Source organism: Pseudomonas arvensis (assembly GCF_056688935.1).
Genome location: NZ_CP162038.1, coordinates 2085664 through 2109524, shown reverse-complemented (window position 1 = coordinate 2109524; position 23861 = coordinate 2085664). Strand labels below are relative to the sequence as shown.

The following is a 23861-nucleotide window of genomic DNA, read 5'->3' as shown; positions in this document are numbered from 1 at the left end:
TTATGCTGTAATTTTTCATGAAATTTCTCGACATAAATTTCATGAACCAACAAGAAGAACTCGACGCGCTGGCGAGCCTGGTCCACGACCTTCGCAAGCATAAGAAGCTGACCCTCGCCCAACTCGCGCAAAAGATCGAGCGTTCAGTAGGCTTCCTGTCCCAGGTAGAGCGCGGCCTGTCGCGCCCGACCGTGGCAGACCTGACGGCCATCAGCCACGCCCTCGACGTGCCCACCACTTATTTCTACAGCCAACCCAAGCCCAAAGCGGTGGACTGGATCACCCGTCCCAACGAGCGGCGCACGGTGTATTACGCCAATGGGATCACCGACATCCTGGTCTCCCCCAGCATGAAGGGTGCGTTTTCGATACTCGACAGCCTGCTGGCGCCCGGTGCCAACAGTGGTGAACAGACCATGAGCGACCGCGCCGAGCAGGCCGGTTTTGTGCTCGAAGGTGAATTGACACTGTGGGTCGAAGGCCAGGCCGACTCGGTCACCCTCGGCCCCGGCGACAGTTTCCACCTGGCCAGTTTCGCCCATTGCCGCTACGCCAACCTGACCGACCTGCCCGCCCGCGTGTTGTGGGTTTACAACTAGGAGCTGCACCCGTGAAAAGCCATGCCGCCACGTTACTGGCCGAAGTACGGACCTTTCGCCAGAACCACCCCGACGTGCGCTACGTCGACCTGATCGCCCTGGACCTTCCCGGGCATTTCTACGGCAAGCGCTACCCGATCGAGATGCTGGAAAAGGTCGCCGCCGGCAGCCCGTTGAAACTGCCGCAGAACGCCGTGCTGCTTGGCGCCCAAGGCGGGCTGTTCAAGATTGGTGACTACTGCTTCAACGACGGCGACCCAGACGCCAACCGCCGCCTGGTGCCGGGCACGCTCAAGCCGGTGAACTGGGAATCGCAGCCCCTGGGGCAGATGCTGATCACTTCCGACGGCACCGAAGCGCCCATCGAGTTCGAGCCGCGTGAAGTGCTGGCCAAGGTGCTGGAGCGCCTGCACCACAAGGGCATTCACCCGGTGGTGGCGTTTGAACTGGAGTTCTACCTGTTCGACAAGAAACTCGACAACGGCCTGCCGCAATTCGCCCGCGACCCGCTGAGTAATGACGCCGACGACCAGCCCAACCTGCATATCGAACGGCTGTCGCGTTTCAGCGAAGTACTCGACGATATGGCCCAGACCGCCAAGGACCAGGGCATCGACATCACGGTGATCACCGCCGAACTCGGCCCCGGCCAGTTCGAGATCAATTTCGGCCACCAGGGCGACGGCCTGTGCGCCGCCGACTGGGCTGCCCTGTTCTGCCGCAGCACCCGCGGCGTGGCACTCAAGCACGGCTACCGCGCCAGCTTCATGGCCAAGCCTTACCTGCAATTTCCCGGCAGCGGCATGCATGTGCATGTCAGCCTGTATGACGGCGCGGGCAATAACCTGCTGGCGGCGCATCAACAGCAGCCGCTGCGCCATGCCGTCGCCGGTTGCCTGGAACTGCTGCCACACTGCATGCCGATCTTCTCGCCCAACCACAACGCCTTTCGCCGCCTGGGCGGCACGGTCAACGCCGCCACCCGCGCCTGCTGGGGCTTTGAAGACCGCGACGCGTGCGTGCGCGTCCCCGAGTCCGACCCGCGCAACCTGCGCATCGAACATCGCCTGGCCAGCGCCGACGCCAACCCGTATCTGGTGCTGGCGGCGATCCTTGTCGGTCTGGAGCATGGCCTCGACGCCAAACAGGAGCCCATCCCACCGCTGAACGAGGACCGCGCCAGCGGCACCGACTTCCCCGTCGAAATGCTCGACGCTGTGCGTGCCATGCAGCATCAAGCGGTAGTGCGCGATAAGCTGGGCGCCGAATTTGTCGACGTGTACTGCGAGAACAAGCGCCAGGATCACCTGGCCTTCCAGCAAGAAATCCACGCGCGGGAATACCGCTGGTTTCTCTGACTCAACCGCCAAGGAATCACCGATGACCGACCCAAGCGCCCCGGCCCTCAAGGACATCTTCAACGTCGAACGCCTGCAACATATCGCCACGGAAATGACGGCGGTGTACCCGGCGTTCGACGCCAACGGCTTCCTCGCACACGCCAAGGCCGGCTTGGCCGAGCTGTCGGTGATGCAGCGCGTGGCACGGGTCAGCGAAAGCCTGCATGCGGTGATCCCGCTGGATTATCCGCAAAGCCTCAAACTGCTTTACGCCCTCGCGCCCCGCCTGAACAGCGGGTTTGTCAGCCTGTTTCTGCCGCACTACGTGGCGAGCTACGGCCTGGCGGACTTCAAGCGCTCCATGGCGGCACTCAAGTACTTCACTACCTTTGGCTCCGCCGAATTCGCCATTCGTCACTTCCTGCTTCAAGACTTCCCACGCACCTTGGCGGTGATGCAGCAGTGGTCGCTGGATGACAACGACCACGTGCGCCGCCTGGCAAGCGAAGGTTCGCGACCGCGTTTACCGTGGTCGTTTCGTCTGGCCGACGTGCAGGCCAACCCAGCGTTATGCGCCTCGATCCTCGACAACCTCAAGGCCGATCCGAGCCTCTACGTGCGCAAGTCCGTGGCCAACCACCTCAATGACGTCACCAAGGACCATCCCGAGTGGGTGCTTGGCCTGATCGAAGGCTGGAACCTCGATAACCCCCACACCGCCTGGATCGCCCGCCATGCGCTGCGCAGCCTGATCAAGCAAGGCAACACCCGCGCACTGACGATCATGGGCGCGGGGGCCAAGGCCGAGGTCAAGCTCCATCACCTGAGCGTGACGCCGGCGGTGATCAGGCTGGGGGAACGGATCAACCTGTCGTTCAGCCTGGAATCCACTGCGGTCACTGCGCAAAAACTGGTGGTGGATTACGCCATCGACTATGTGAAAAGCGCCGGGCACAGCGCGAGCAAGGTATTCAAGCTCAAGGCGTTTACCCTGGGGGCCGGAGAACAGCAGCGCATCAGTCGCGAGCAACACATCCGCGAACTGACCACACGCAAGCACTACCCCGGTCGGCATGTGGTGCATGTGATGGTCAATGGCGAAAGACTCGGCAGTGCTGCATTCGAATTGCGCGACTGAACCCACACCAGAGCACCCATGTGGGAGGGGCGGTTTCTTCAGTCAAGGTTCGCCGAGCAGCAACCCCTGCTCCCGCGCGCACAGTTCCACCACGTAATCCCACAACACCCGCAATCGTACTGACTTGTGCAGCTCCCGACGCGAGCTGATCCAGTAGCTGCGCTGGATCCCCTCCCCCGGCAACACAGCCACCAGATCCGGGTCGCCCGAGGCCATGAAGCACGGCAACACCGCAATGCCCAACCCGGAGCGCGCCGCCTGGTGCTGGGCGATGACGCTGGTGCTGTGAAACACCACTTTGGGATTGCGGCAGAAGCTGCTGAGGAGTTTCAGCTCCTGGCTGAACAGCAGGTCGTCGACGTAATCGATCCAGGCATGGGCGGCGAGGTCTTCGCGTTTTTCGATGGGTGGACTGCGGTCCAGGTAGGCGCGGCTGGCGTAGAGCGCCAGGCGGTAATCGGTGAGTTTGCGGGTGACCAGTTGATCGACGCTGGGGCGTTCGAGATGGATGCTGATTTCCGCTTCGCGGTTGAGGATGCTGACAAAGCGCGGCACCGCCACCAGTTCCACCTCCAATCCCGGATAACGGTCGAACAACCCGCCCATGCGACTGGCGAGGAACATCACCCCCAGCCCTTCAGCCACGCCAAGGCGAATCTTGCCCAGGGGCGCGGCGCAATGGGTGAGTTCGTCTTCGGCCAGCAGTGCGACGTTTTCCATGGCTTCGGCGTGTTTGAGCAGCGCTTCGCCGGAAGGCGTCAGCTCATAGCCTTGGGCATGCTGCACGAACAACGCGGTGCCGAGGCTCTTCTCGATAGCCTCGATATGCCGGGCCACGGTGGCGTGGGTGGTTTTCAGGCGCTGCGCAGCGGTGAGCAGGCGGCCGCTGCGCTGGAGCTCAAGAAAGAACCGCAGGTCATTCCAGTCGAACATATCGCCTCCATTCCATCAGCCAGGGCAGCGCTGTTTAAAAACGCACAGCAGCTGGGTAAAAACTAACATTTTTAAGACGAAAACTAACAACTAGGATGGAGTCAATAAGAAAAACAAGCGAGACCTCAGATGCCCATTGCAGCTGCTGAATACGATTACGTGGTAGTAGGCGCCGGCCCCGCAGGCTGCCTGCTGGCCAATCGACTGTCCGCCAACCCCGCCCACCGCGTGCTGCTGCTCGAAGCCGGTGGCCGCGACAATTACCCCTGGATCCATATCCCGGTCGGCTACCTCTTCTGCATCGGCAACCCGCGCACCGACTGGTGCTTCAAGACCGAAGCCCAGGAAGGCCTGCAAGGCCGTGCCCTGAGTTACCCGCGCGGCAAGGTGCTGGGCGGCTGCTCGTCCATCAACGGCATGATCTACATGCGCGGCCAGGCCCAGGACTACGACGGCTGGGCCGCTGAGGGCAACCTCGGCTGGGCCTGGAAAGACGTGCTGCCACTGTTCAAACAAAGCGAAAACCACTTTGCCGGTGGTTCCGAGTTCCACAGCGACGGCGGTGAATGGCGCGTCGAGCAGCAGCGCCTGTCGTGGCCGATCCTGGATGCGTTTCGCGAGGCGGCGGCGCAAAGTGGCATCGCCAATATCAATGACTTTAACGAAGGCGATAACGAAGGCTGCGGTTACTTCCAGGTCAACCAGAAGGCCGGCGTGCGCTGGAACGCCGCCAAGGCGTTTCTCAAGCCTATTCGCCAACGTCCCAATCTCACCGTGCTGACTGAAGTCGAAGTCGACCGCGTGGTCTTGGAAAACGGCCGCGCCTCGGCAGTGGTCGGGCGTCAAAACGGCCAGCAGATGAGCTGGAAGGCGCGCAAGGAGATCGTGCTGTGCGCCGGCTCCGTGGGCTCGCCGGGCATTCTGCAACGCTCCGGCATCGGCCCGTCCAGCGTGCTCAAGCCCTTGGGCATCGACGTGTTGCATGAACTGCCTGGCGTGGGCGGCAACCTGCAGGATCACCTGCAATTGCGGCTGATCTACAAGCTGGAAAACGCCCGCACCCTGAACCAGATCGCCGGCACCGTGTGGGGCAAGATGGGCATGGGCCTGCGCTACCTGTACGACCGCAGCGGCCCGCTGTCGATGGCACCCAGTCAGCTCGGCGCCTTTGCCCGCTCCGGCCCGGAACAGACTTCGGCCAACCTTGAATACCACGTGCAGCCGCTGTCCCTGGAGCGCTTCGGCGAACCGTTGCACGCGTTCCCGGCGTTCACCGCCTCGGTGTGCGACCTGCGCCCGCAAAGCCGTGGCCGTATCGATATTCGCTCGGCCAACCCGGCGGATGCGCCGCTGATCCGGCCCAACTACCTCAGCCATCCGCAAGACTTGCGCGTGGCCGCCGACGCGATTCGCCTGACTCGACGCATCGTCGCCGCCCCCGCCCTGAGCCAGTTCAAACCGGTGGAATACCTGCCCGGTGATTCGCTGCAAACCGAAGAGGAACTGCACGAAGCCGCCGCCCGTATCGGCACGACGATTTTCCACCCGGTGGGCACCTGCCGCATGGGCAGTGACAAAGACGCAGTGGTCGATGCGCAACTGCGGGTGCATGGCGTGCCCGGCCTGCGCATCGCTGATGCCTCGGTCATGCCGCGCATCACCTCCGGCAACACTTGTTCACCCACGCTGATGATCGCGGAGAAAGCCGCGCAGCTGATCCTTTCGCCGCCTACAAGGAGCCTCGCCCCGGAGAAAGAACTGGTTCATGCAATCTGAATAGCGGCGCCGCACCTGGCGCCGACAGTGGAACAACAATAAATAATCACTGTGAGGGCTACCCGATGTCAGAACATGCTCAACCCTTGGGCTCGACGGTCAACACCGCCAGCAGCACCAACGACTCAAAAAAGGTCATCTTCGCCTCGTCCCTGGGGACGGTGTTCGAGTGGTATGACTTTTTCCTCTACGGCGCCCTGGCGGCCGTGATCAGCAAGCAGTTCTTTGCCGGGGTCAACGACACCACGGCGTTTATCTTTGCCTTGATGGCCTTCGCGGCCGGCTTTGTGGTGCGCCCGTTTGGCGCGCTGGTATTCGGCCGGCTGGGCGACATGATCGGGCGCAAGTACACCTTCCTCGTCACCATCATCCTGATGGGCGTCGCCACCTTCTGCGTCGGGCTGCTGCCGACTTACGCCAGCATCGGCATCGCGGCGCCGATCATCCTGATCGTGCTGCGCATGCTGCAAGGCCTGGCGCTGGGCGGTGAATACGGCGGCGCGGCAACCTATGTGGCCGAGCATGCACCGGCCGGCAAACGTGGCCTCAATACCAGCTGGATTCAATCCACCGCGACCATCGGCCTGCTGTTGTCGCTGCTGGTAGTGCTGGCCTGCCGTTACTTCACCGGTGACCAGTTCGAAGTGTGGGGCTGGCGGATTCCGTTCCTGTTTTCCATCGTGCTGCTGGGCATTTCCACCTGGATCCGCATGAGCCTGCACGAGTCGCCAGCGTTCCTCAAAATGAAAGAGGAAGGCAAGGCCAGCAAGGCGCCGATCCGTGAGTCGTTCGGCAAATGGGAAAACCTCAAGGTTGTGCTGATTGCACTGTTCAGCATCAACGGCGGGCAAGCGGTGACCTTCTACGCGTCGCAGTTCTACGTGCTGTTTTTCCTCACGCAGTTCCTGAAGATGGACCCGGCGCTGGCCAACATGCTGCTGATTATCAGCGTGGTGATCGGCGCGCCGTTCTTTATCTTCTTTGGCTGGCTGTCGGACAAGGTCGGCCGCAAGCCGGTGCTGATGCTCGGCCTGCTGCTGGCCACCGTGCTGTACTTCCCGATCTTCAAGAGCCTGGCGCACTACACCAACCCGGCGATGGACCAGGCCAGCACTCAAGCCCCCATCACCGTACTCGCCGACCCGGCCACCTGCACCTTCCAGTTCGACCCGGTGGGCAAGGCGAAATTTGACAGCCCGTGCGACAAGGTCAAGACCTTCCTGGTCAAGCAAGGCCTGCCCTACAGCAGCGCCGCCGCACCCGCCGGCAGCCCGGTGCAGGTGAGCGTGGGCGAGGTGCGCATCGACGGTTTTGACGAAAAGGCCCTGCGCGGCGCCGTGACCCTGGCCGGTTATCCGACTTCGGCGGATGTGGCTCAGGTCAACAAGGTCATGGTGGTGGTGCTGATCGTCGCACTGATCCTGATCGCGGCAATGTGCTACGGCCCGCTGGCGGCGCTGATGGTGGAATTGTTCCCGACGCGCATCCGCTATACCTCGATGTCCTTGCCCTACCACATCGGTAATGGCTGGTTTGGCGGGTTCCTGCCGACCGTGTCGTTTGCGCTGGTGGTGTACACCGGGGATATCTTCTACGGGCTGTGGTACCCGGTGGTCGTGACCGGGGTAAGCCTGATCGTGGGGATGATCTGCCTCAAAGAAACGCGGCATGTGGATATCGATAAAAACTGATCCCGAAGATCCCCTGTGGGAGGGGGCTTGCCCCCGATAGCGATGGTGCAGTCAGCGTTGCAGTGACTGGTATGCCACTATCGGGAGCAAGCCCCCTTCCACATTCATTCCCCAGCGCCTACATAAATAGCTGTATATCCATACAGATAATAGTTGCTCAATTCCCTTCTTATGCCCATCCTGCTCTCCATTCAACTGTGAAACGAATGGGCTGACCATGCGGCTGTACCTCTGTGAAAAACCCTCCCAGGCCAAGGATATCGCGGCCGTGCTTGGCGCCAGTCGCCGGGGCGACGGGTGCTGGCTGGGCAATGGGGTCACAGTCACCTGGTGCATCGGCCATCTGCTGGAAACCGCTCCGCCCGACGCCTACGACGAAAAGTACAAGCGCTGGGTGCTGGCCGACCTGCCAATCGTCCCGGAAAAATGGAAGATGCGGGTCAAGCCCAAGACCGCCAGCCAGTTCAAGGCAGTCAAGCGCCTGCTCGGGGAAGCCCAGGAGCTGGTGATCGCCACCGACGCCGACCGCGAGGGCGAGATGATCGCCCGCGAGCTGGTGGAGCACTGTCGTTATCGCGGGCCGATCCAGCGTTTGTGGTTATCGGCGCTGGATGACGCTTCCATTCGCAAAGCCCTGGCAGCGCTCAAGCCGGGTGCCGAAACCTTCAGCCTGTATCACTCGGCCCTGGGCCGCTCCCGTGCCGACTGGCTGATCGGCATGAACATGAGTCGTCTGTTTACCCTACTGGGGCGTCAGTCCGGTTATCAAGGTGTGTTGCCGGTAGGCCGGGTGCAAACCCCGACCCTGCGCCTGGTGGTGGACCGCGACCGCAGCATCGCCGATTTCGTGCCGGTGGCTTATTGGGCCATTGATGTGGACCTGCGTCACGAGCGCATGACCTTCACCGCCCAGTGGCGTGCCGCCGAAGACGCCTGCGACGATCAAGGCCGCTGCCTCAATCCTCAACTTGCCCGTGAAGCCGCCGATGCGATGAGCAACGCCGCCAGCGCACGCCTGGTAAAACTGCGTACCGAACGTATGCGCGAAGTGGCGCCCCTGCCCTTCGATCTCGGCACGCTGCAGGAAATCTGTTCCAAGAAACTCGGTCTCGGCGCCCAGGAAACCCTGGACATCGCCCAATCCCTCTACGAAACCCACAAGGTCATCACCTACCCACGCAGTGACTGCGGCTACCTGCCCGTGAGCCAGCACAGCGATGCGCCGAAGATTCTTGCCGCTCTGGGCCGCGCCGACGCAGCGGTCAACGAGCTGATGCCCCATATCGATCCCCAACGCCGCTCGCGGGCCTGGAACGACGCCAAGGTCAGCGCCCACCACGGCATCATTCCAACGGGCGCCGGCAAGGACGTCGGGCAGCTCACAGGCAAACACAGAGCGGTGTACACGCTGATTCGTGCGCGCTACCTGGCGCAGTTTCTGCCCAACCATGAATACGATCGCACGCAGGCGGATTTCGACTGCGCGGGCTTTGCCTTGCGCGCAGTGGGCAAGGTGGTGATCGAAGCAGGCTGGAAACGCGCCTTGCCCGAAGCCCTGGCGCCGACCAAGGGCCGTGAAGCCCCCGCACCACAAGCCTTGCCGACGTTGGTACAGGGCCAGGACTATGCCGTGGCCAAGGTCAACCTCAAGGACTTGTGGACCCAGCCGCCCAAACCCTTTACCGAAGGCGACCTGATCAAGGCGATGAAAAACGTTGCCAAGCTGGTGGAAGACCCGCTGCTCAAGCAAAAACTCAAGGACACCACCGGTATCGGCACCGAAGCCACCAGAGCCGGGATTATCCAGGGCCTGCTCGACCGAGGTTACCTAGTGAAAAACGGCAAGGCGCTGTCGGCCACCCCGGCGGCGTTCAGCCTGATCGACGCTGTGCCTCGGGCCATTGCCGACCCTGGCACCACTGCCATCTGGGAGCAGGCACTGGACATGGTGCAAAGCGGTGAAATGAGCCTGGAAGAATTCGTCGCCAAGCAGGCGGCGTGGATGAGCAAGCAGGTGGCGCGCTGCAATGGGATGCGCATGACCATTACCGGGCCGGCGAGCCCCGCGGGTCGAGGCGCCACGCCGTGGAAAAAGAAGCGCAAGGCCGCCCCACGTAAGACCGCCGCCAGCCCCAAGCGAGCTAAAAAGCCAACAAATGCAGGCTAAATGCAGAAAAAATCCGGCGAATGACGTTTTTCGACGGGTTTAGCGCCGCTTTGGACCTTGCTCCCGCGTTGGACGTCTAGGATTCTGTAGGGACCTGCTGATTTCCTAACAACAACACCGGAGTGGCCGCCATGAAAACCGTTGCACAAGTGCTCAAAGCCAAGGACCAGAAGAACCAGGACGTCCACACCATCCAATGGGACCACACCGTGTTTGAAGCGCTGGTGCGGATGTCGGAGAAAAACGTCGGGGCCTTGCCGGTCGTCAAGGAAGACGTGGTGGTGGGGATCATCAGCGAACGTGATTACGCACGTAAAATCATGCTCAAGGGTCTATCGTCGGTCACTACCAAGGTCCACGAGGTGATGAGTTCCCCGGTGATCACCGTCGATACCCACAAAAGTGTCGACGAATGTATGAACATCATGACCGACAGCCACCTGCGTCACCTGCCCGTGGTTGAGGATGGCAAATTGCTCGGCTTGCTCTCCATCGGTGACCTGGTAAAAGAAGCCATTGCCGAACAGGCCGATCTGATCAAACAACTGGAGCAATACATCCGCGGCGAATAGGGAGCCCCCATGCTCGACAGCCTGCAACACCAGGAAGACCACCTCGACACCCTGCTCCGCGCCATGGCCGAACGGCGCTTTCTGGTGCTGACCGGTGCGGGGATCAGCACATCGTCGGGCATCCCCGATTACCGTGACAGCGAAGGCGTGCGCCGGGGCAAGGCGCCGATGATGTACCAGGAATTCCTCGCCACCCCACAAGCCCGCCGCCGTTACTGGGCGCGTGCGATGCTGGGGTGGCCGAGGGTGCGTATTGCCGAGCCGAACAAGGCGCACCTGGCACTGGCGACCCTGCAACAACGCCAGCAAATCAGCGGACTGATCACCCAAAACGTCGACACCCTGCATGATCAAGCAGGCAGTCACGATGTGATCGAACTGCATGGCAGCCTGCATCGGGTGCTGTGCCTGGATTGCCAGCAACGCAGCGAGCGCGATGTGATCCAGCAACTGATGGAAGGCCAGAATCCCTACCTGGCTGGCGTCGACGCGGTGCAGGCACCCGATGGCGATACCCTGCTTGATCCTGCGTTTGAAGAGCGCTTCCTGGTTCCGAGTTGCCCCCATTGCGGCGGCCAGCGGCTCAAGCCGAACGTGGTGTTTTTTGGCGAGAACGTCGCTCAGGACACCGCAGCCAAGGCGATGGCTGCCGTGGAGCACGCCGAGGGGTTGCTGGTGGTGGGTTCATCGCTGATGGCGTATTCGGCGTTCCGCCTATGCAAAGCCACGGTTGAACAAGGCAAACCGGTGATCGCCATCAACCTCGGCAAGACCCGTGGGGATGAGTTGTTGCAGGTAAAGATCCAAGCGTCGTGCGAGCGGTTGTTACCCCTGCTTGTCGATCGATTGACCTGACCTGCCGCAAGCCCGCTTGCCACAAAAGCGCCTTTACGGCTTGACCGTCAGCTCCAGAAAATGACGCCCAAGTCACGTTTTCCCGCATTTCCCCGTCCCCACGGCAATTTATGTAGTGACTAAAAATAATCACTACATAATCGTTGACGTAACCTTTTTGTCCTTGCATTATCGAGACGTCTCCCGGATCGGGAGCGTTGGTAACAAGCGTTTTGAAAGAGCTCGTCTGACCGCCGAGCTGTTTTTTCCGGATGTGCACTGCCCACAAGGCAGATTGATGAAGCTGACCCGTCTCGAAAGGGATAGGTACAAGGAGCTCAAACGCTGCTTGTCTTCGTTATGAAACCATTGCGTAGCAGTTCATCAGCAAGACTACATGCATCAGGTTCAAGACCCTGCCCGTATTCGGCAGACCGTCACTGACGCCCGGCTTTCAACGCCGGAGACAACTAAGCAGTTTTAACGGAATCAACTGATAGATCGCCAACTGGTCAAGGGGCTTACACATGAATCTGAACAACCAACCAACTATCGACGAATTGGCTGAGATGTTCGCAGCGCAGAAAGACACACTCGACGACCATATCCTGTGGATTGGCAAATCGGGCGAAGTGCAACTTGACTGCCTGGAGCCCAATACCGAAGAAGCCGAGTTTGACCGCAATAACCGTGAGCTGGCAGCGCGCCTGAAGGTGTATCGCCGTGGCCAAGGTTATGTCGGCAAGAAGGCCGCGGCTGATCGCAACTTTATCGAGCAGGTCTTTCATACATTGAATACCGAATGGCAGAACCTTAAAGGCCAGTCGCAAGTCAAGGTGATTGATAGATACTGCTGATCACTCAGCATTAAACATTCAAGCCCGCTCGTTAGTTCGAGCGGGCTTTTTAATTGCACTCTTACAACACTGCCGGAAATCGTCCTTTGCCGGCTTCGTCGCGAAAAATATCAAACAACACTTGTGCCGCCGCCGACAGCTCATGCCCCGGCTTGGTGAGCACACCAATCGGCCGCTCGATCACTGGACTGTTCAAGGTGATGCAATGGGCACCTGCCTCTTCCATCTGCCGTGCACACAATGCAGGCACGGCACTGACGCCCAGGCCACTGGCAACCATCTTGCCCACCGTTGCCAATTGATGGCTTTCCAACGCCACGGGCAGTTTCATCTGTAAGGCGCCCAAGTGTTCTTCCAGCATTACCCGCACCGTGGACGGCCGCTGCAAGGTGATGAACGGCTGCTCCAGCAAGGTCGCCCAATCGATCTCGGCACATTGCGCCAGAGGTGAATCACCCGGCACTACGGCAATGAAACGATCCAGGTACAACGGCGTGAACGCCAGTGACGAGCCTTCCGACGGCTCAAACGCTACGCCCAGTTCCACCTGGCGGTCGCGGACCATTTCCAGTACCTGTTCGTTGATCAAGTCGTGCACCGTCACATTCACCTGGGGGTAACGTGCGCGGAATATCTTCAGGATCGGCGGCAGCAAATTGCCCGCAAACGATGGCATCGCCGCCACAGTGACCCGTCCGCGTTGCAGGGTGAACCGTTGGCGCAATTCGTCCTCGGCATTGTCCCAGTCAGCAATCAGCCGGCGCGCCAGGGGCAACAGGGATTCACCTTCCGGCGTCAGCGCGACATTGCGGGTGTTACGGCTGAACAAGCGGCCCCCCAAGCCTTCCTCCAAACCTTTAATGGTCAGGCTCAACGCCGATTGAGAGAGGTGCAAGCGCTCGCACGCAGCGGCAAAACTCAGGCTTTGGGCCACGGCGAGAAACGCACGCATCTGCTTAACGGTCATGACGCTGCTCCGAACGGGAATGGACTATGCTGTTTTCTAAATCAATCAACCTTAAAAAACAACTTAACAAATCAATCCGTCGGCGCAACACTCGGTTCATTGGCTGGCCCACACACAATAACTAGAGGTGCATATGGCAGGTTTCGATAAACGCGTGGCGTCCTACGAGGAAGCGCTGGCAGGCCTGGAAGACGGCATGACCGTGCTCTCCGGCGGTTTTGGCCTGTGCGGTATTCCCGAGAACCTCATCAATGAGATCAAGCGCAAAGGCACCCGCGACCTCACCGTGGTTTCCAACAACTGCGGCGTCGACGGTTTCGGCCTGGGCGTGCTGCTGGAGCAAAAGCAGATCAGTAAAGTGATCGCCTCCTACGTAGGTGAAAACGCGCTGTTCGAGAAGCAACTGCTCAGCGGCGAGATCGAAGTGGTCCTCACCCCTCAAGGCACCCTCGCGGAGAAAATGCGCGCAGGCGGCGCCGGCATCCCGGCCTTCTTCACCGCCACCGGCGTCGGCACGCCAGTGGCCGAAGGCAAGGAGACCCGCGAATTCAACGGCCGTCCGTACCTGATGGAAGAGTCCATCACCGGCGACTTCGCCATCGTCAAGGGCTGGAAAGCCGACCACTTCGGCAACGTCATCTATCGCCACACTGCCCAGAACTTCAACCCGCTGGCCGCCACTGCCGGCAAGATCACCGTGGTTGAAGTCGAGGAAATCGTCGAACCGGGCGAGCTGGACCCGGCGCAGATCCACACCCCTGGCATCTACGTCGACCGGATCATCTGCGGCACGTTCGAGAAGCGCATCGAACAGCGCACCGTGCGCAAATAATCCGCCTGCGGCCCTAAGAATAAGAGGAACACAACCATGGCTCTGACCCGCGAACAAATGGCTCAACGCGTCGCCCGCGAAATGCAGGACGGTTTCTACGTAAACCTCGGCATTGGCATTCCGACCCTGGTGGCCAACTACATCCCCGAAGGCATGGAAGTGATGCTGCAATCGGAAAACGGCCTGCTTGGCATGGGCCCGTTTCCTACGGAAGAAACCATCGATGCCGACATGATCAACGCCGGCAAGCAGACCGTCACCGCACGCGTCGGCGCCTCGATCTTCTCCTCCGCCGAGTCCTTCGCGATGATTCGTGGCGGCCACGTCGACCTCACCGTGCTCGGTGCGTTTGAAGTCGACGTACTCGGCAACATCGCCTCGTGGATGATTCCTGGCAAGTTGGTCAAAGGCATGGGCGGCGCCATGGACCTGGTGGCCGGCGCGGAAAACATCATCGTGATCATGACCCATGCTTCCAAGGACGGTGAGTCCAAGTTGCTCAGCCAATGCAGCCTGCCGCTGACCGGCGCCAACTGCATCAAGCGTGTATTGACGGACCTGGCATACCTGGAGATCGAAAATGGCGCTTTTGTCCTCAAGGAACGCGCACCTGGCGTCAGCGTTGAAGAGATTGTGAGCAAGACCGCCGGTAAACTGATCGTCCCGGACCACGTTCCAGAAATGCACTTCCAGTGAGGACAGATTCCATGCAAGACGTCGTGATTGTTGCTGCCACCCGCACCGCCGTGGGCAGCTTTCAAGGTTCACTGGCCAACATCCCGGCACCGGAACTGGGCGCCGCCGTGATCCGCCGCCTGCTGGAGCAGACCGGCCTGGACCCGGCCCAGGTAGATGAAGTGATCCTCGGCCAGGTGCTTACCGCTGGCTCGGGCCAGAACCCCGCGCGCCAGGCCTCGGTCCTCGCCGGCCTGCCCCACGCTGTGCCAGCCATGACCCTGAACAAGGTCTGCGGCTCGGGCCTCAAGGCCTTGCACCTCGGCGCCCAGGCCATCCGATGCGGCGACGCAGACGTTATCATCGCCGGCGGCATGGAGAACATGAGCCTCGCCCCGTACGTATTGCCGGCCGCACGCACCGGTTTGCGCATGGGCCATGCCAAGATGATCGACAGCATGATCAGCGACGGGCTGTGGGATGCATTCAACGACTACCACATGGGCATCACCGCCGAGAACCTGGTGGACAAGTACGGCATCAGCCGTGAAGCCCAGGACGCCTTCGCTGCCGCCTCCCAGCAAAAAGCCAGCGCGGCCATCGAAACCGGGCGCTTCGCGGATGAAATCACGCCGATCCTGATCCCCCAGCGCAAGGGCGACCCAGTCGCCTTCGCCGTGGATGAACAACCGCGTGCCGGCACCAGCGCCGAATCCCTGGCCAAACTCAAACCCGCATTCAAGAAAGACGGCAGCGTCACCGCCGGCAACGCCTCCAGCCTCAATGACGGCGCCGCCGCCGTGCTGCTGATGAGTGCCGACAAGGCCAAGGCACTGGGCTTGCCGGTACTGGCACGTATTGCCAGCTACGCCAACGCCGGCGTCGACCCGGCGATCATGGGCATCGGCCCCGTCTCGGCCACCCGCCGTTGCCTGGACAAAGCCGGCTGGAAACTGAGTGACCTGGACCTCATCGAAGCCAACGAAGCCTTTGCTGCTCAAGCATTAGCCGTGGGCAAAGAGCTGGAATGGGACGCTGAAAAAGTCAACGTCAACGGCGGCGCCATCGCCATCGGCCACCCCATCGGCGCTTCAGGCTGCCGTGTGCTGGTGACCCTGCTGCATGAAATGATCAAACGCGACGCCAAGAAAGGCCTGGCAACGCTGTGCATCGGTGGCGGCCAGGGCGTAGCCCTCGCTCTCGAACGCAGCTGATATTGACGATCTGTGGTGAGCGGGCTTGCTGTGGTGAGCGGGCTTACACCCGCGCTGGGCTGCGAAGCAGCCCCAATAGGAGTATCTCTTTTATATCGGCATTTTCAGTCCGAGCGCGGCACCGCAAACACCGCATTCGCCCGCGCCACAACTTTGCCTCCCACCTGCAGACTCACCGTCCCAAACGCCATCTGCCGCCCACGCTTGTGATGCTCCAGCCGCACCACAATCCACTCCCCCACCTGCACCGCGCCCAGGTAATCCACGGTCATGCTCGCAGTGATCAGCGGCAACGGCGGCTCACTGGAAAACGCCATCGCATAGCCCATGCCGATATCCGCCAGCGTCGCCAACACCCCGCCATGCACCGTGCCGCGCCCATTGGCGTGGCGATTGTCGGCGCGCAGGCCGACTTCCAGTAGCAAGCCTTCACCCCGGCAATACGCCGGGCCAAGCAGGTCAAGCAATGGGCTGCTGCGAGGCAGTGGAACAAATCCTTCAGGCACGGCGTGAGCAATCATGGCAAGTCTTCCTTGGAGTCAGGCTTGACGTGTACGCCACGCTCCAAACGCTAGCCATCACCATCAGCCGCACAAATCTTGCGCGATGCTTTGCGTTAATCCGCCAGACCGGCTTTAATCGCCGCCCATTTCCCCGCACACCTCAAGGAACAGCAATGCGCCATCAGGACGGCAACCTTCACTCGCTTCGCGCGCCTCTGTTGATTTTGCTGGCCGGCATGGCCCTGGTCGGTTGCTCGCCCAAGGATCACTCCCGCGCCACGGTGGTCAATGGGGAGCAAGGCAAGGCCGGCGCCCAATTGGCCTATGAGCATGAGCTGACCCTGGCCCTGCCCGGCGCCCTACTCGCACCACGGATGCAGGCCACCCGTGAGGCCTGTGAAACGGCGCGGTTTGGCACGTGCAATATCCTGGGGATCACCGAAGACAGTAACGGTGGCGAGATGATCCTGCGTATCGCGCCAGCGGGTGTTGAGCCAATGGTCGCCATGGCGGCTGAAGGCGGCACGCTCGGCCAGCGCATCACCACCGCCGAAGACCTGGCCGATGCTGTCGACGATGTGAATCGCCGCCGAGACCGTCTGCAAGCCCAGCAAAACCGCCTTGATGAACTGGCCAAGCGCAAGGACATCACCGTCAGCGACCTGATCGTCTTGAGCAAGGAACAGGCCGGCATCGAAAACGACCTGCAGGCGCTGGCCCAGATTGCCGCCGGCCAGCAGCGCCGCCTGGATACCAACCGTGTCACCCTCAACTTCCGCTCTTCGGACGGCGCGAACCAACCGTCACGCTTCAGCCGGATGTTCAGCAACCTGGGCACGAATATGGTGGAAGGCACGGCTGACGCCCTGGAACGCGCCAGCTACGTCCTGCCCTTTGTGATCCTGGCGTTCCCGGTGGTCTGGTTGTGGGTGTGGCTGTGGCGCAGGTTTGTGCGCCGCCGCCCCTGATCAGCGCTTCATACAGCGCTGATAGCGCTCATCCACGCGCTTGGCGAACCAGGCCGTGGTGAGGTTACGGGTGATCTTCGGGCTCTTGAGCACAATGCCCGGCAATATCGCCCGGGGCAGCGGTTTACCGGCAGCCTTGTCCGCCAGGGCAAACACGCGCTTATAGAGCGTGGTGTCCTCAAAATCCAACTGTTCGCCCTGCTCCAACTGGCTACGGATGCTGGGGTTGCGCATATCCAGCTTGGCGCCCAGGGAGCGCACTGCCAGCTCAGTGGTGCCGGGCAGCAGTGAGCCATAGCGGATCAAATCCCCGTCCAGCGCCAGCTCAGTGCCGGAAGCCCGGCTGACCGCCGCCTGGAACGCCGCGTTGCGGCTCGCATACCAACCCGCATTGAAATCGGCAAAGCGGTACAGCGGCTGGTCGTAATTCACTGGATAACCGAGCAAATGGGCGATGCCAAAGTACATACCGCCACGGCGGGTGAAGACCTCCCGACGAATCGTGCCATCCACCGTGTAGGGATAACCCCGCGCCTGTTTCTGTGCAAAGTCGATGCTGACCTGCATGGGGCCAGCGGTGTGCACCGGGTTGAAGCCGCCAAACAGTGTATTGCCCAAGGGCACCATGCTGATGAAGTCATCGAAGATGCCGCTGAGGTCTTTCTCGGTGCGGGCAGCATTCAACCGATCGGCGTAGGACTTGCCGGTGGGCGACCTCAATTGCAGCGCGCTGCGCACCACGAAGGCCGGCACATGCACCTTGCCAGCGCGGCGCAGGATCTCGTCCTGGGCGATCTTGCCCATATTGGGCACGGGCGGGTCGACCTGATAGGTCGACTCCTGCTCCGTCACCGCCAGCACAGCGCAGATATTCTCGGTGCTGGGGTAGATTTTCTGGGTGTCGAAAGCCGTGTAGATATCCTGAGCCCAACCATTGCGATCCGCCACCTTGGCCGGGAGCAGACGCACAATCTGCGCCTTCACCTCGGCCTCGCTGCGCTCCGGTTGCTGCGGGCCGCGTGAGGTGGAGCAACCGGCCAGCACCAGCAAGGGGATGAGGCACAGGATCAGGCGGCGTGGGGACATGGGGCTTCCTTGAAGAACAATGGGCCGAGCGTTGCGGATATGGACAGGTAAGTCTAACGCGGGTTCGTCAACTCGCCCTCTCGCCAGCCCGAGCCGATCATGACAGGATCTTTCTTCGACCATTCGTACAAGGCGTTTGAATGCCATGCTGAGCCTGAACTTCCTCGTCACCCACCGCGACCGTCTGTCTTCGCAATGAATCACGTGTTTCACTGCTGCGTTTGCAGGGCTGGAATTAGGCCTTGCGTTTGCGCGTCACAAAAGGCTTTTTTCAAGCTGACAAAAGCTGTCGAAGCTTCCCACGTGGACGCCGGATAAGCTCTACAGCTTCCCCCTGAAAACCTCTGCAAAGTCCCTCGCCTGAATACACAGTGCGAGGGATTGCAGATGGTTCTTTTCGTTAAGGCCCTGGTTGACGGGGCTGTCTCATGATCAACGCCACCAGCCAAGCCATTGGGTATCTGGTGCTGGCGGCCATGGATTCGAAGACGCGTGACGTCGAGTCCGTGCTCAGTGATTTCCGCAGTTGCCTCAATCACTACGATGCCTGGGCCGAAAGCTTTTTCAGTTTTTCGGCGCTGGATATCGAGCAGGTGTTCAAGGTTGGGGATGAGGTGGCGCTGGTGGCGCCGATCAACCGCTCCCTCTTCCCCAGTGCGACCGTTGCACAGTGTCCAGCCAGTGGGACGTTGACGCTGGTGCATATGTTTCAAAGTTCACGCTTCGTGCCCATTGGCAATACGCCGGTGGTGCTGCAGCGCATCGACCCAAACGGCGGCCCATTGGGCGAGCCCATTCATAAAACCATTGGCCCCAGCGGCATTCTTGAAATCAAAGAATGTGATCGCAACCAGCAGTATCGGGTCAGCTTCTACCCCAACGTTTCCAAGGAACATTTCAAGGCGCTCTACGCATCTTATCGGTCGGTGATCACGCCACTGGAAGTGTGGTTGCGCACTGAATGGAGCGAAACGTTTGAACCATTGTGGAAGGGCTATTCCGAGGCGGACTTCCTCAAGCGCTATCTCTCATTGCATCAAGCCTATGCCCGTGGTTTTGGCGACGCGCTGTACACACTCTGGGACAACCTCCAGCAGCTTTGCCAATGGCTGAGCGACCCCTTGGCCAACGCCGAAAAGCTGCTGCAATACCTGACCCAGGATGAATTTGAACAGTTACTGGCGTTGAGCACAGAGACCATCGCCAAGGGCCTGCTGGTGCTCAGTGATGAGCCCTTGATGTTCATCCATCTGGCCGCGCTGGTCAGCTGGATGAGGATGTTGCCGCCTCCGTACATGAACGAAATGCTGGGGGAGATCGGTGCCGAGGTGCTGATCTATCTACTGCTGGGGCTTGCTACCGCGGGCATGGGCATGGCGGTGCGTATGAGCACGAAAGTGCTCGGCAGTATCAAGTCTCAACGTGTACGCAAGTGGCTGGAGCAAATAGCCAAACAGTTTGGCACCGCTCAACTGGATGGCCATGCCGAAGCGCTAAAGCCGGTGTTGTTCAAGAGTGAGGCTGTGCCAATCAAGGTGGTACCCGCTGCGCCGTTGAAGGCTGGGGAGAATCTGGTTTCGAACGCGGTGCCGGCGGTTCGCGGCAAGACACAGCGGACGCTGTTGGTTCGCCAGGAACATGTCGACGACGCGCCTGCCGTGGCGACGAATCCGAAGGGGGATGCTGCTGCGGCGTCGGATAAGACCGTCACCAATGGCTGTCCTGTATCGATGGTCACTGGGGAGGAATTGCTGACCCTCACTGATGGCACGTTGGTCGGAATTCTGCCGTTTGAGTGGACACGGTTGTATCGCACCAGTGCGGTGGACGTGGATCTCGGGCTGGGGTTTGGCTGGAGTCATTCGCTGGCGCATCGGCTTGTTGTGTCAGGCGATTCGGTGGTGTGGACGGATCATGAGAACCGCTCGACTGAGTTTCCACTGCCGACAGTTGCTCGACCTGCAATCACCAATAGCCTGGCCGAAGCTGCGATCTACTTGGGCTCGGAGCCGGATGAGTTGGTGCTGGCGCAGGCGTCGCGGTTTTATCACTTTCGCGATGGGGTGCTGGTCTCGATCAGTGATGCGTATGACAACCGGCTGCGGATTTCCCGGGACTATTTAGGGCGCATTGAGCGGCTGGATAACGGTGCCGGTTGTGCGCTGTTTTTACGCTATGAGTCGGGCCGCATTGTGGCGGTGGACTACCAGGTTCAGCGGGCCAAGGGACATGAGCCTTACGTCTGGATCACAGAGCACAGCGTTGTTTCCTACGCCTATGACGACATTGGCCGACTGATCTCAGCGACCAATGCCGTCGGCGAAAGCGAGGTTTATCGCTACGACGATCAGCACGTGATTCTTGAACGTGGGTTGGCCGGTGGGGCGAGTTTCTTTTGGGCGTGGGAACGGTCTGGCAAGGCGGCGCGATGTGTCCGGCATTGGGCCAGTTTTTCGCAGATGGATACGCGGTATGTGTGGGGGGATGACGGCAGCGTTGTGGTGCACAACGCCGATGGCAGCCAGGAAGTGTATGTCCACGATGACCGCGCACGGCTGGTGCAGCGCATTGATCCGGACGGTGCCGAGCATTTTAGATCCTACGACGATAAAGGCCGGCTGACGGTCGAGCAGGATCCACTCGGGGCAGTGACAGCGTATCAGTACGACGAGGCCGGACGCTTGGTGGCGTTGTTTCCGGGGGACGATGAGCCCACTTCCTACGAGCATGACAACGGCTTCGTACGGGTTGTAAGGCGAGGCTCAGCGGTTTGGAAGTACGAGCGCAACGATCAGGGCGACGTGACGCGTAGGACCGATCCCGACGGTCACATCACCGACTACAGCTACAACAAATACGGGCAACTGATTGGGGTGTGGTACCCCGATCACAGTTGCCAGCGGCTGGTATGGAATGAACGCGGCCAGTTGCTTGAAGAGCAACTGCCCAATGGTGGCATCCAGCGCTATCGCTACGACGACCTGGGCCGCCAGATTGCCCGTGAGGATGAACAAGGCGCGCTGACCCAATACCAGTGGGATGCAGCCGGTCGGCTGACTCGCCTCGTACTGCCCGGCGGTGCGTGCAGGGAATACAGCTACAACCCCTACGGAAAAATCACCGCCGAACGCGATGAACGGGGCCACGTCACCCGCTACGAATACGCGGACGGCCTGCACCTGATCAGCCGCCGCATCAATGCTGATGGCAGCCAGGTCAAGTACCGCTACGACAACGCGCGTCTGCTGCTGACCGAGATTGAAAACGAAGTTGGCGAGACCTACCGGCTGGCTTACCACCCCAACGGCCTGATCCAGCAGGAAGTTGGTTTTGATGGGCAACGCACGGCCTACGCGTATGACCTCAACGGCAACCTGCAGGAAAAAACTGAACACGGCGATGACGGCAGTCAGCTGATTACCCATTACCAGCGCGACCACGCCGGCCGACTTGTAAGAAAAACCCTACCCGATGGCAACAAGGTCGATTACGCCTACGACCGCCAAGGCAATCTCCTCAGCGTCGACGACGGCCACTGGGCGCTGGCCTACGAGTACGACGCCCAGAATCGCCTCACCGCCGAACACCAAGGCTGGGGCACCTTGCGTTACGGTTATGACGCCTGTGGCCAGCTTCAACACCTGCGCCTGCCGGACAACAACCGTGTGGCGTTCAACCATGCCAAAGGCGGGCATCTCGCCACCATCGAACTTAACGGTAAAACCCTTACCTCGCATCTATTCAAAGCAGGCCAGGAACACCAGCGCCAACAAGGCCAACTGCTCAGCCACTACCACTACGACGACCAACAGCGCCTGCACGCCCATGCCGTAACACAGCAAGAACACCACCTGCTCCAGCGCCATTACGACTACGACAGATCCGGCAACCTCACCCGCCTCAACGACACCCGCAAAGGCGAACACCACTACCACTACGACCCGCTCAAACGCCTGACCCGCGCCGACCACTCCCAAGACCTGCAAGAACGCTTCGGCCACAACCCGGCGGGCAACCTGCTCATGCAAGACCGCCCCGGCCCCGACATCGTCGCCGGCAACCGCCTGATGATCCAGGGCGACCGGCATTACGACTACGACGCCTTCGGCAACCTGATCGGTGAACGCAGAGGCAAAGGCCATCAACTCGTCACCGAATACCGCTACGACTGCCAGCACCGGTTGATCGGCGTTACACAACCCAACGGGCAAACCGCCAGCTACCGCTACGATCCGTTTGGACGGCGTATCAGCAAGACTGTCGACGGTTTAACCACGGAGTTCTTCTGGCAAGGCGACAAGCTGATTGCCGAGCACCATGCAGATCGCCACCGCAGCTACCTTTACGAACCCGACAGCTTTCGCCCGTTGGCACTACTGGAAGGCTTCGGCCCAAACGAAACCCAGCCCTACCACTACCAACTCGACCACCTCGGCACGCCACAGGAACTCACCGACCCAGACGGCGAAATCGTCTGGTCCGCGCACTACCGCGCCTACGGCCAGATCAGTCGCCTCGACAAAAGCAAAATCGACAACCCGCTGCGCTTCCAGGGTCAGTACTTTGATCAAGAAAGCGGGCTGCACTACAACCGTCATCGCTACTACAATCCAGATGTTGGTCGTTACCTGACACCTGACCCGGTGAAGTTGGCGGGCGGGATCAACGCGTACCAGTACGTGCCCAATCCTACCGGGTGGGTGGATCCACTGGGGCTGAGCTCTTGTCCGGCTGAGGACGGGTGTAAACGTAAACAATGGTCTAAAACTGATAGCCCAAACGAACAGGTCAAATTTGATACTCAGTCGCCATTACCTCCTGCGCCACATAAAAAACGTAGTTACCTGTATCGTGGAGATTTGAGAGAACCGGATGAGATATTTGAAAAAGGGTTTGAAAGCAGAGGAGAAAGCACCAATCTTTTCCTGCATTCTTTAAATAACGCCAGCCCGCCAAGTAACTTTGTTCCTACCTCAACATCTAGGAAACAAGCCTTGGTATTTGCGTCAGGCTTCGGATTTGAGGAAGGTTTTCTATACACACTCAGAAGAATCCAAGGAAGAGACGTGAATAAGGAGCTAGGCATACGATCAAAGCACAAGAATGAAGTAGAAATCGCTATACCTGGACGTATAGATTCTAAAGACATTTTAGGAGCCTCACCGGTCAACGAAGACGGCTCCTTCAAGGGATACACAATATTGAACCCCAAGAGAGAATACCCGTGAAGTCACGTGAAATAACCATTATCCATAACGGCATACGTGACAGCGCAGTAGTCGAATACGAAGCGGGAAAGCCAACACTTAGTCTGCTTTTTAATAATGGCGAACGAAAAACCTATACAGCACCAGACCTGTTCGAAAGCTTTGGCTTATTGAGAGCCGAGTTGAAAAATATTAGTTTTTTGTGCAAAGGATCAAAAATCAATGTTCACACATCTGGAATGTCCTCACATATGTCGAATGGCCTTATTGCCTACGAACTGACTATGGGCAACCCAGAAGGCGAATTCGTACATATTTTTGCTTACGAGGAGCGCAACCTCACCAACGACATTCAGCAACAACGTGATTTCTGCCAACGCTGGTCCGAATCAATTCAAGATTAATAACCCCAGCTCAACCTGCGTTGGGCTCCGAAGCAGCTCCCTCAGACAGATGCGAACCCGGTGAAGTTGGCGGGTGGGATCAACGCGTACTACCGTTT

Annotated in this window: 19 protein-coding genes; 15 read left to right on the top strand and 4 right to left on the bottom strand. The window is 60.0% G+C overall.

Translation table 11 applies throughout. The features are described 5' to 3' along the window. Positions 1-41: 41 nt before the first annotated feature. The 3 genes from AB3G88_RS09780 to AB3G88_RS09770 are packed head-to-tail and all read left to right on the top strand — an operon-like array spanning position 42 to position 3077. Positions 42-599, top strand: coding sequence for a helix-turn-helix domain-containing protein (locus AB3G88_RS09780; protein WP_099585085.1), 558 nt, complete (start codon positions 42-44; stop codon positions 597-599). Between the two features lie 11 nt (positions 600-610). Continuing rightward, positions 611-1957: a glutamine synthetase family protein gene (locus AB3G88_RS09775; protein WP_480453830.1), complete on the top strand. Its 1347-nt coding sequence runs from the start codon at positions 611-613 to the stop codon at positions 1955-1957. 22 nt (positions 1958-1979) lie between these two features. Beyond that, on the top strand, positions 1980-3077 hold the full coding sequence (locus AB3G88_RS09770; RefSeq protein ID WP_480453827.1) for a DNA alkylation repair protein: 1098 nt from the start codon (positions 1980-1982) through the stop codon (positions 3075-3077). 42 nt (positions 3078-3119) lie between these two features. Here AB3G88_RS09770 and AB3G88_RS09765 read toward each other — a convergent pair whose 3' ends face one another. Beyond that, positions 3120-4010, bottom strand: coding sequence for a LysR family transcriptional regulator (locus tag AB3G88_RS09765; protein ID WP_099585088.1), 891 nt, complete (start codon positions 4008-4010; stop codon positions 3120-3122). A gap of 129 nt (positions 4011-4139) precedes the next feature. Between AB3G88_RS09765 and AB3G88_RS09760 the strand changes: the two genes are divergently transcribed. The 6 genes from AB3G88_RS09760 (at position 4140) to AB3G88_RS09735 (ending at position 11907) form a co-directional block, all read left to right on the top strand. Then, positions 4140-5786 carry a GMC family oxidoreductase gene (locus AB3G88_RS09760; protein ID WP_158876485.1) on the top strand — a complete coding sequence of 549 codons (1647 nt, stop codon included), beginning with the start codon at positions 4140-4142 and terminating at the stop codon, positions 5784-5786. Positions 5787-5851: 65 nt separating this feature from the next. Continuing rightward, positions 5852-7477 carry an MFS transporter gene (locus AB3G88_RS09755; RefSeq protein WP_099585090.1) on the top strand — a complete coding sequence of 542 codons (1626 nt, stop codon included), beginning with the start codon at positions 5852-5854 and terminating at the stop codon, positions 7475-7477. A gap of 217 nt (positions 7478-7694) precedes the next feature. After that, positions 7695-9644, top strand: coding sequence for a DNA topoisomerase III (locus AB3G88_RS09750; RefSeq protein ID WP_191948482.1), 1950 nt, complete (start codon positions 7695-7697; stop codon positions 9642-9644). A 131-nt stretch (positions 9645-9775) separates the two neighbouring features. Next, positions 9776-10216, top strand: a complete 441-nt coding sequence (locus AB3G88_RS09745; protein ID WP_191960519.1) for a CBS domain-containing protein — start codon at positions 9776-9778, stop codon at positions 10214-10216. A gap of 9 nt (positions 10217-10225) precedes the next feature. After that, complete coding sequence (locus tag AB3G88_RS09740; RefSeq protein WP_480453824.1) at positions 10226-11071, top strand: NAD-dependent protein deacetylase; 846 nt, start codon at positions 10226-10228, stop codon at positions 11069-11071. 506 nt (positions 11072-11577) lie between these two features. Beyond that, a complete protein-coding gene (locus tag AB3G88_RS09735; RefSeq protein ID WP_032886651.1) occupies positions 11578-11907 on the top strand; it encodes a hypothetical protein in 330 nt (109 codons plus the stop codon). Positions 11908-11968: 61 nt separating this feature from the next. On the opposite strand, the gene AB3G88_RS09730 is transcribed toward AB3G88_RS09735, so the two are convergent. After that, the gene (locus AB3G88_RS09730) at positions 11969-12874 is read right to left on the bottom strand and encodes a LysR family transcriptional regulator (protein ID WP_099585094.1); all 906 of its coding nucleotides are present in this window, start codon (positions 12872-12874) and stop codon (positions 11969-11971) included. Positions 12875-13007: 133 nt separating this feature from the next. On the opposite strand from AB3G88_RS09730, the gene AB3G88_RS09725 reads away from it, so the two are divergent. From AB3G88_RS09725 to AB3G88_RS09715, 3 genes are read left to right on the top strand one after another with little or no spacing between them, the layout of a single operon-like run. Beyond that, on the top strand, positions 13008-13706 hold the full coding sequence (locus tag AB3G88_RS09725; protein WP_017530493.1) for a CoA transferase subunit A: 699 nt from the start codon (positions 13008-13010) through the stop codon (positions 13704-13706). 36 nt (positions 13707-13742) lie between these two features. Beyond that, positions 13743-14402 carry a CoA transferase subunit B gene (locus AB3G88_RS09720; protein WP_099585096.1) on the top strand — a complete coding sequence of 220 codons (660 nt, stop codon included), beginning with the start codon at positions 13743-13745 and terminating at the stop codon, positions 14400-14402. 11 nt (positions 14403-14413) lie between these two features. Beyond that, on the top strand, positions 14414-15595 hold the full coding sequence (locus AB3G88_RS09715) for an acetyl-CoA C-acetyltransferase (protein WP_480453822.1): 1182 nt from the start codon (positions 14414-14416) through the stop codon (positions 15593-15595). Positions 15596-15699: 104 nt separating this feature from the next. Here the strand turns inward: AB3G88_RS09715 and AB3G88_RS09710 are convergent, their stop codons facing one another. Then, the gene (locus AB3G88_RS09710; RefSeq protein WP_480453820.1) at positions 15700-16116 is read right to left on the bottom strand and encodes a PaaI family thioesterase; all 417 of its coding nucleotides are present in this window, start codon (positions 16114-16116) and stop codon (positions 15700-15702) included. A 155-nt stretch (positions 16117-16271) separates the two neighbouring features. On the opposite strand from AB3G88_RS09710, the gene AB3G88_RS09705 reads away from it, so the two are divergent. Further along, positions 16272-17066, top strand: a complete 795-nt coding sequence (locus AB3G88_RS09705; protein ID WP_158876505.1) for a DUF4349 domain-containing protein — start codon at positions 16272-16274, stop codon at positions 17064-17066. Here the strand turns inward: AB3G88_RS09705 and AB3G88_RS09700 are convergent, their stop codons facing one another. Continuing rightward, on the bottom strand, positions 17067-18152 hold the full coding sequence (locus AB3G88_RS09700; protein ID WP_112194501.1) for a DUF1615 domain-containing protein: 1086 nt from the start codon (positions 18150-18152) through the stop codon (positions 17067-17069). A 428-nt stretch (positions 18153-18580) separates the two neighbouring features. On the opposite strand from AB3G88_RS09700, the gene AB3G88_RS09695 reads away from it, so the two are divergent. Then, complete coding sequence (locus AB3G88_RS09695; RefSeq protein WP_480453818.1) at positions 18581-23380, top strand: RHS repeat-associated core domain-containing protein; 4800 nt, start codon at positions 18581-18583, stop codon at positions 23378-23380. Continuing rightward, positions 23377-23763, top strand: coding sequence for a hypothetical protein (locus tag AB3G88_RS09690; RefSeq protein WP_400528071.1), 387 nt, complete (start codon positions 23377-23379; stop codon positions 23761-23763). Before AB3G88_RS09695 ends, AB3G88_RS09690 begins: the two co-directional genes overlap by 4 nt. Positions 23764-23861: the final 98 nt, after the last annotated feature.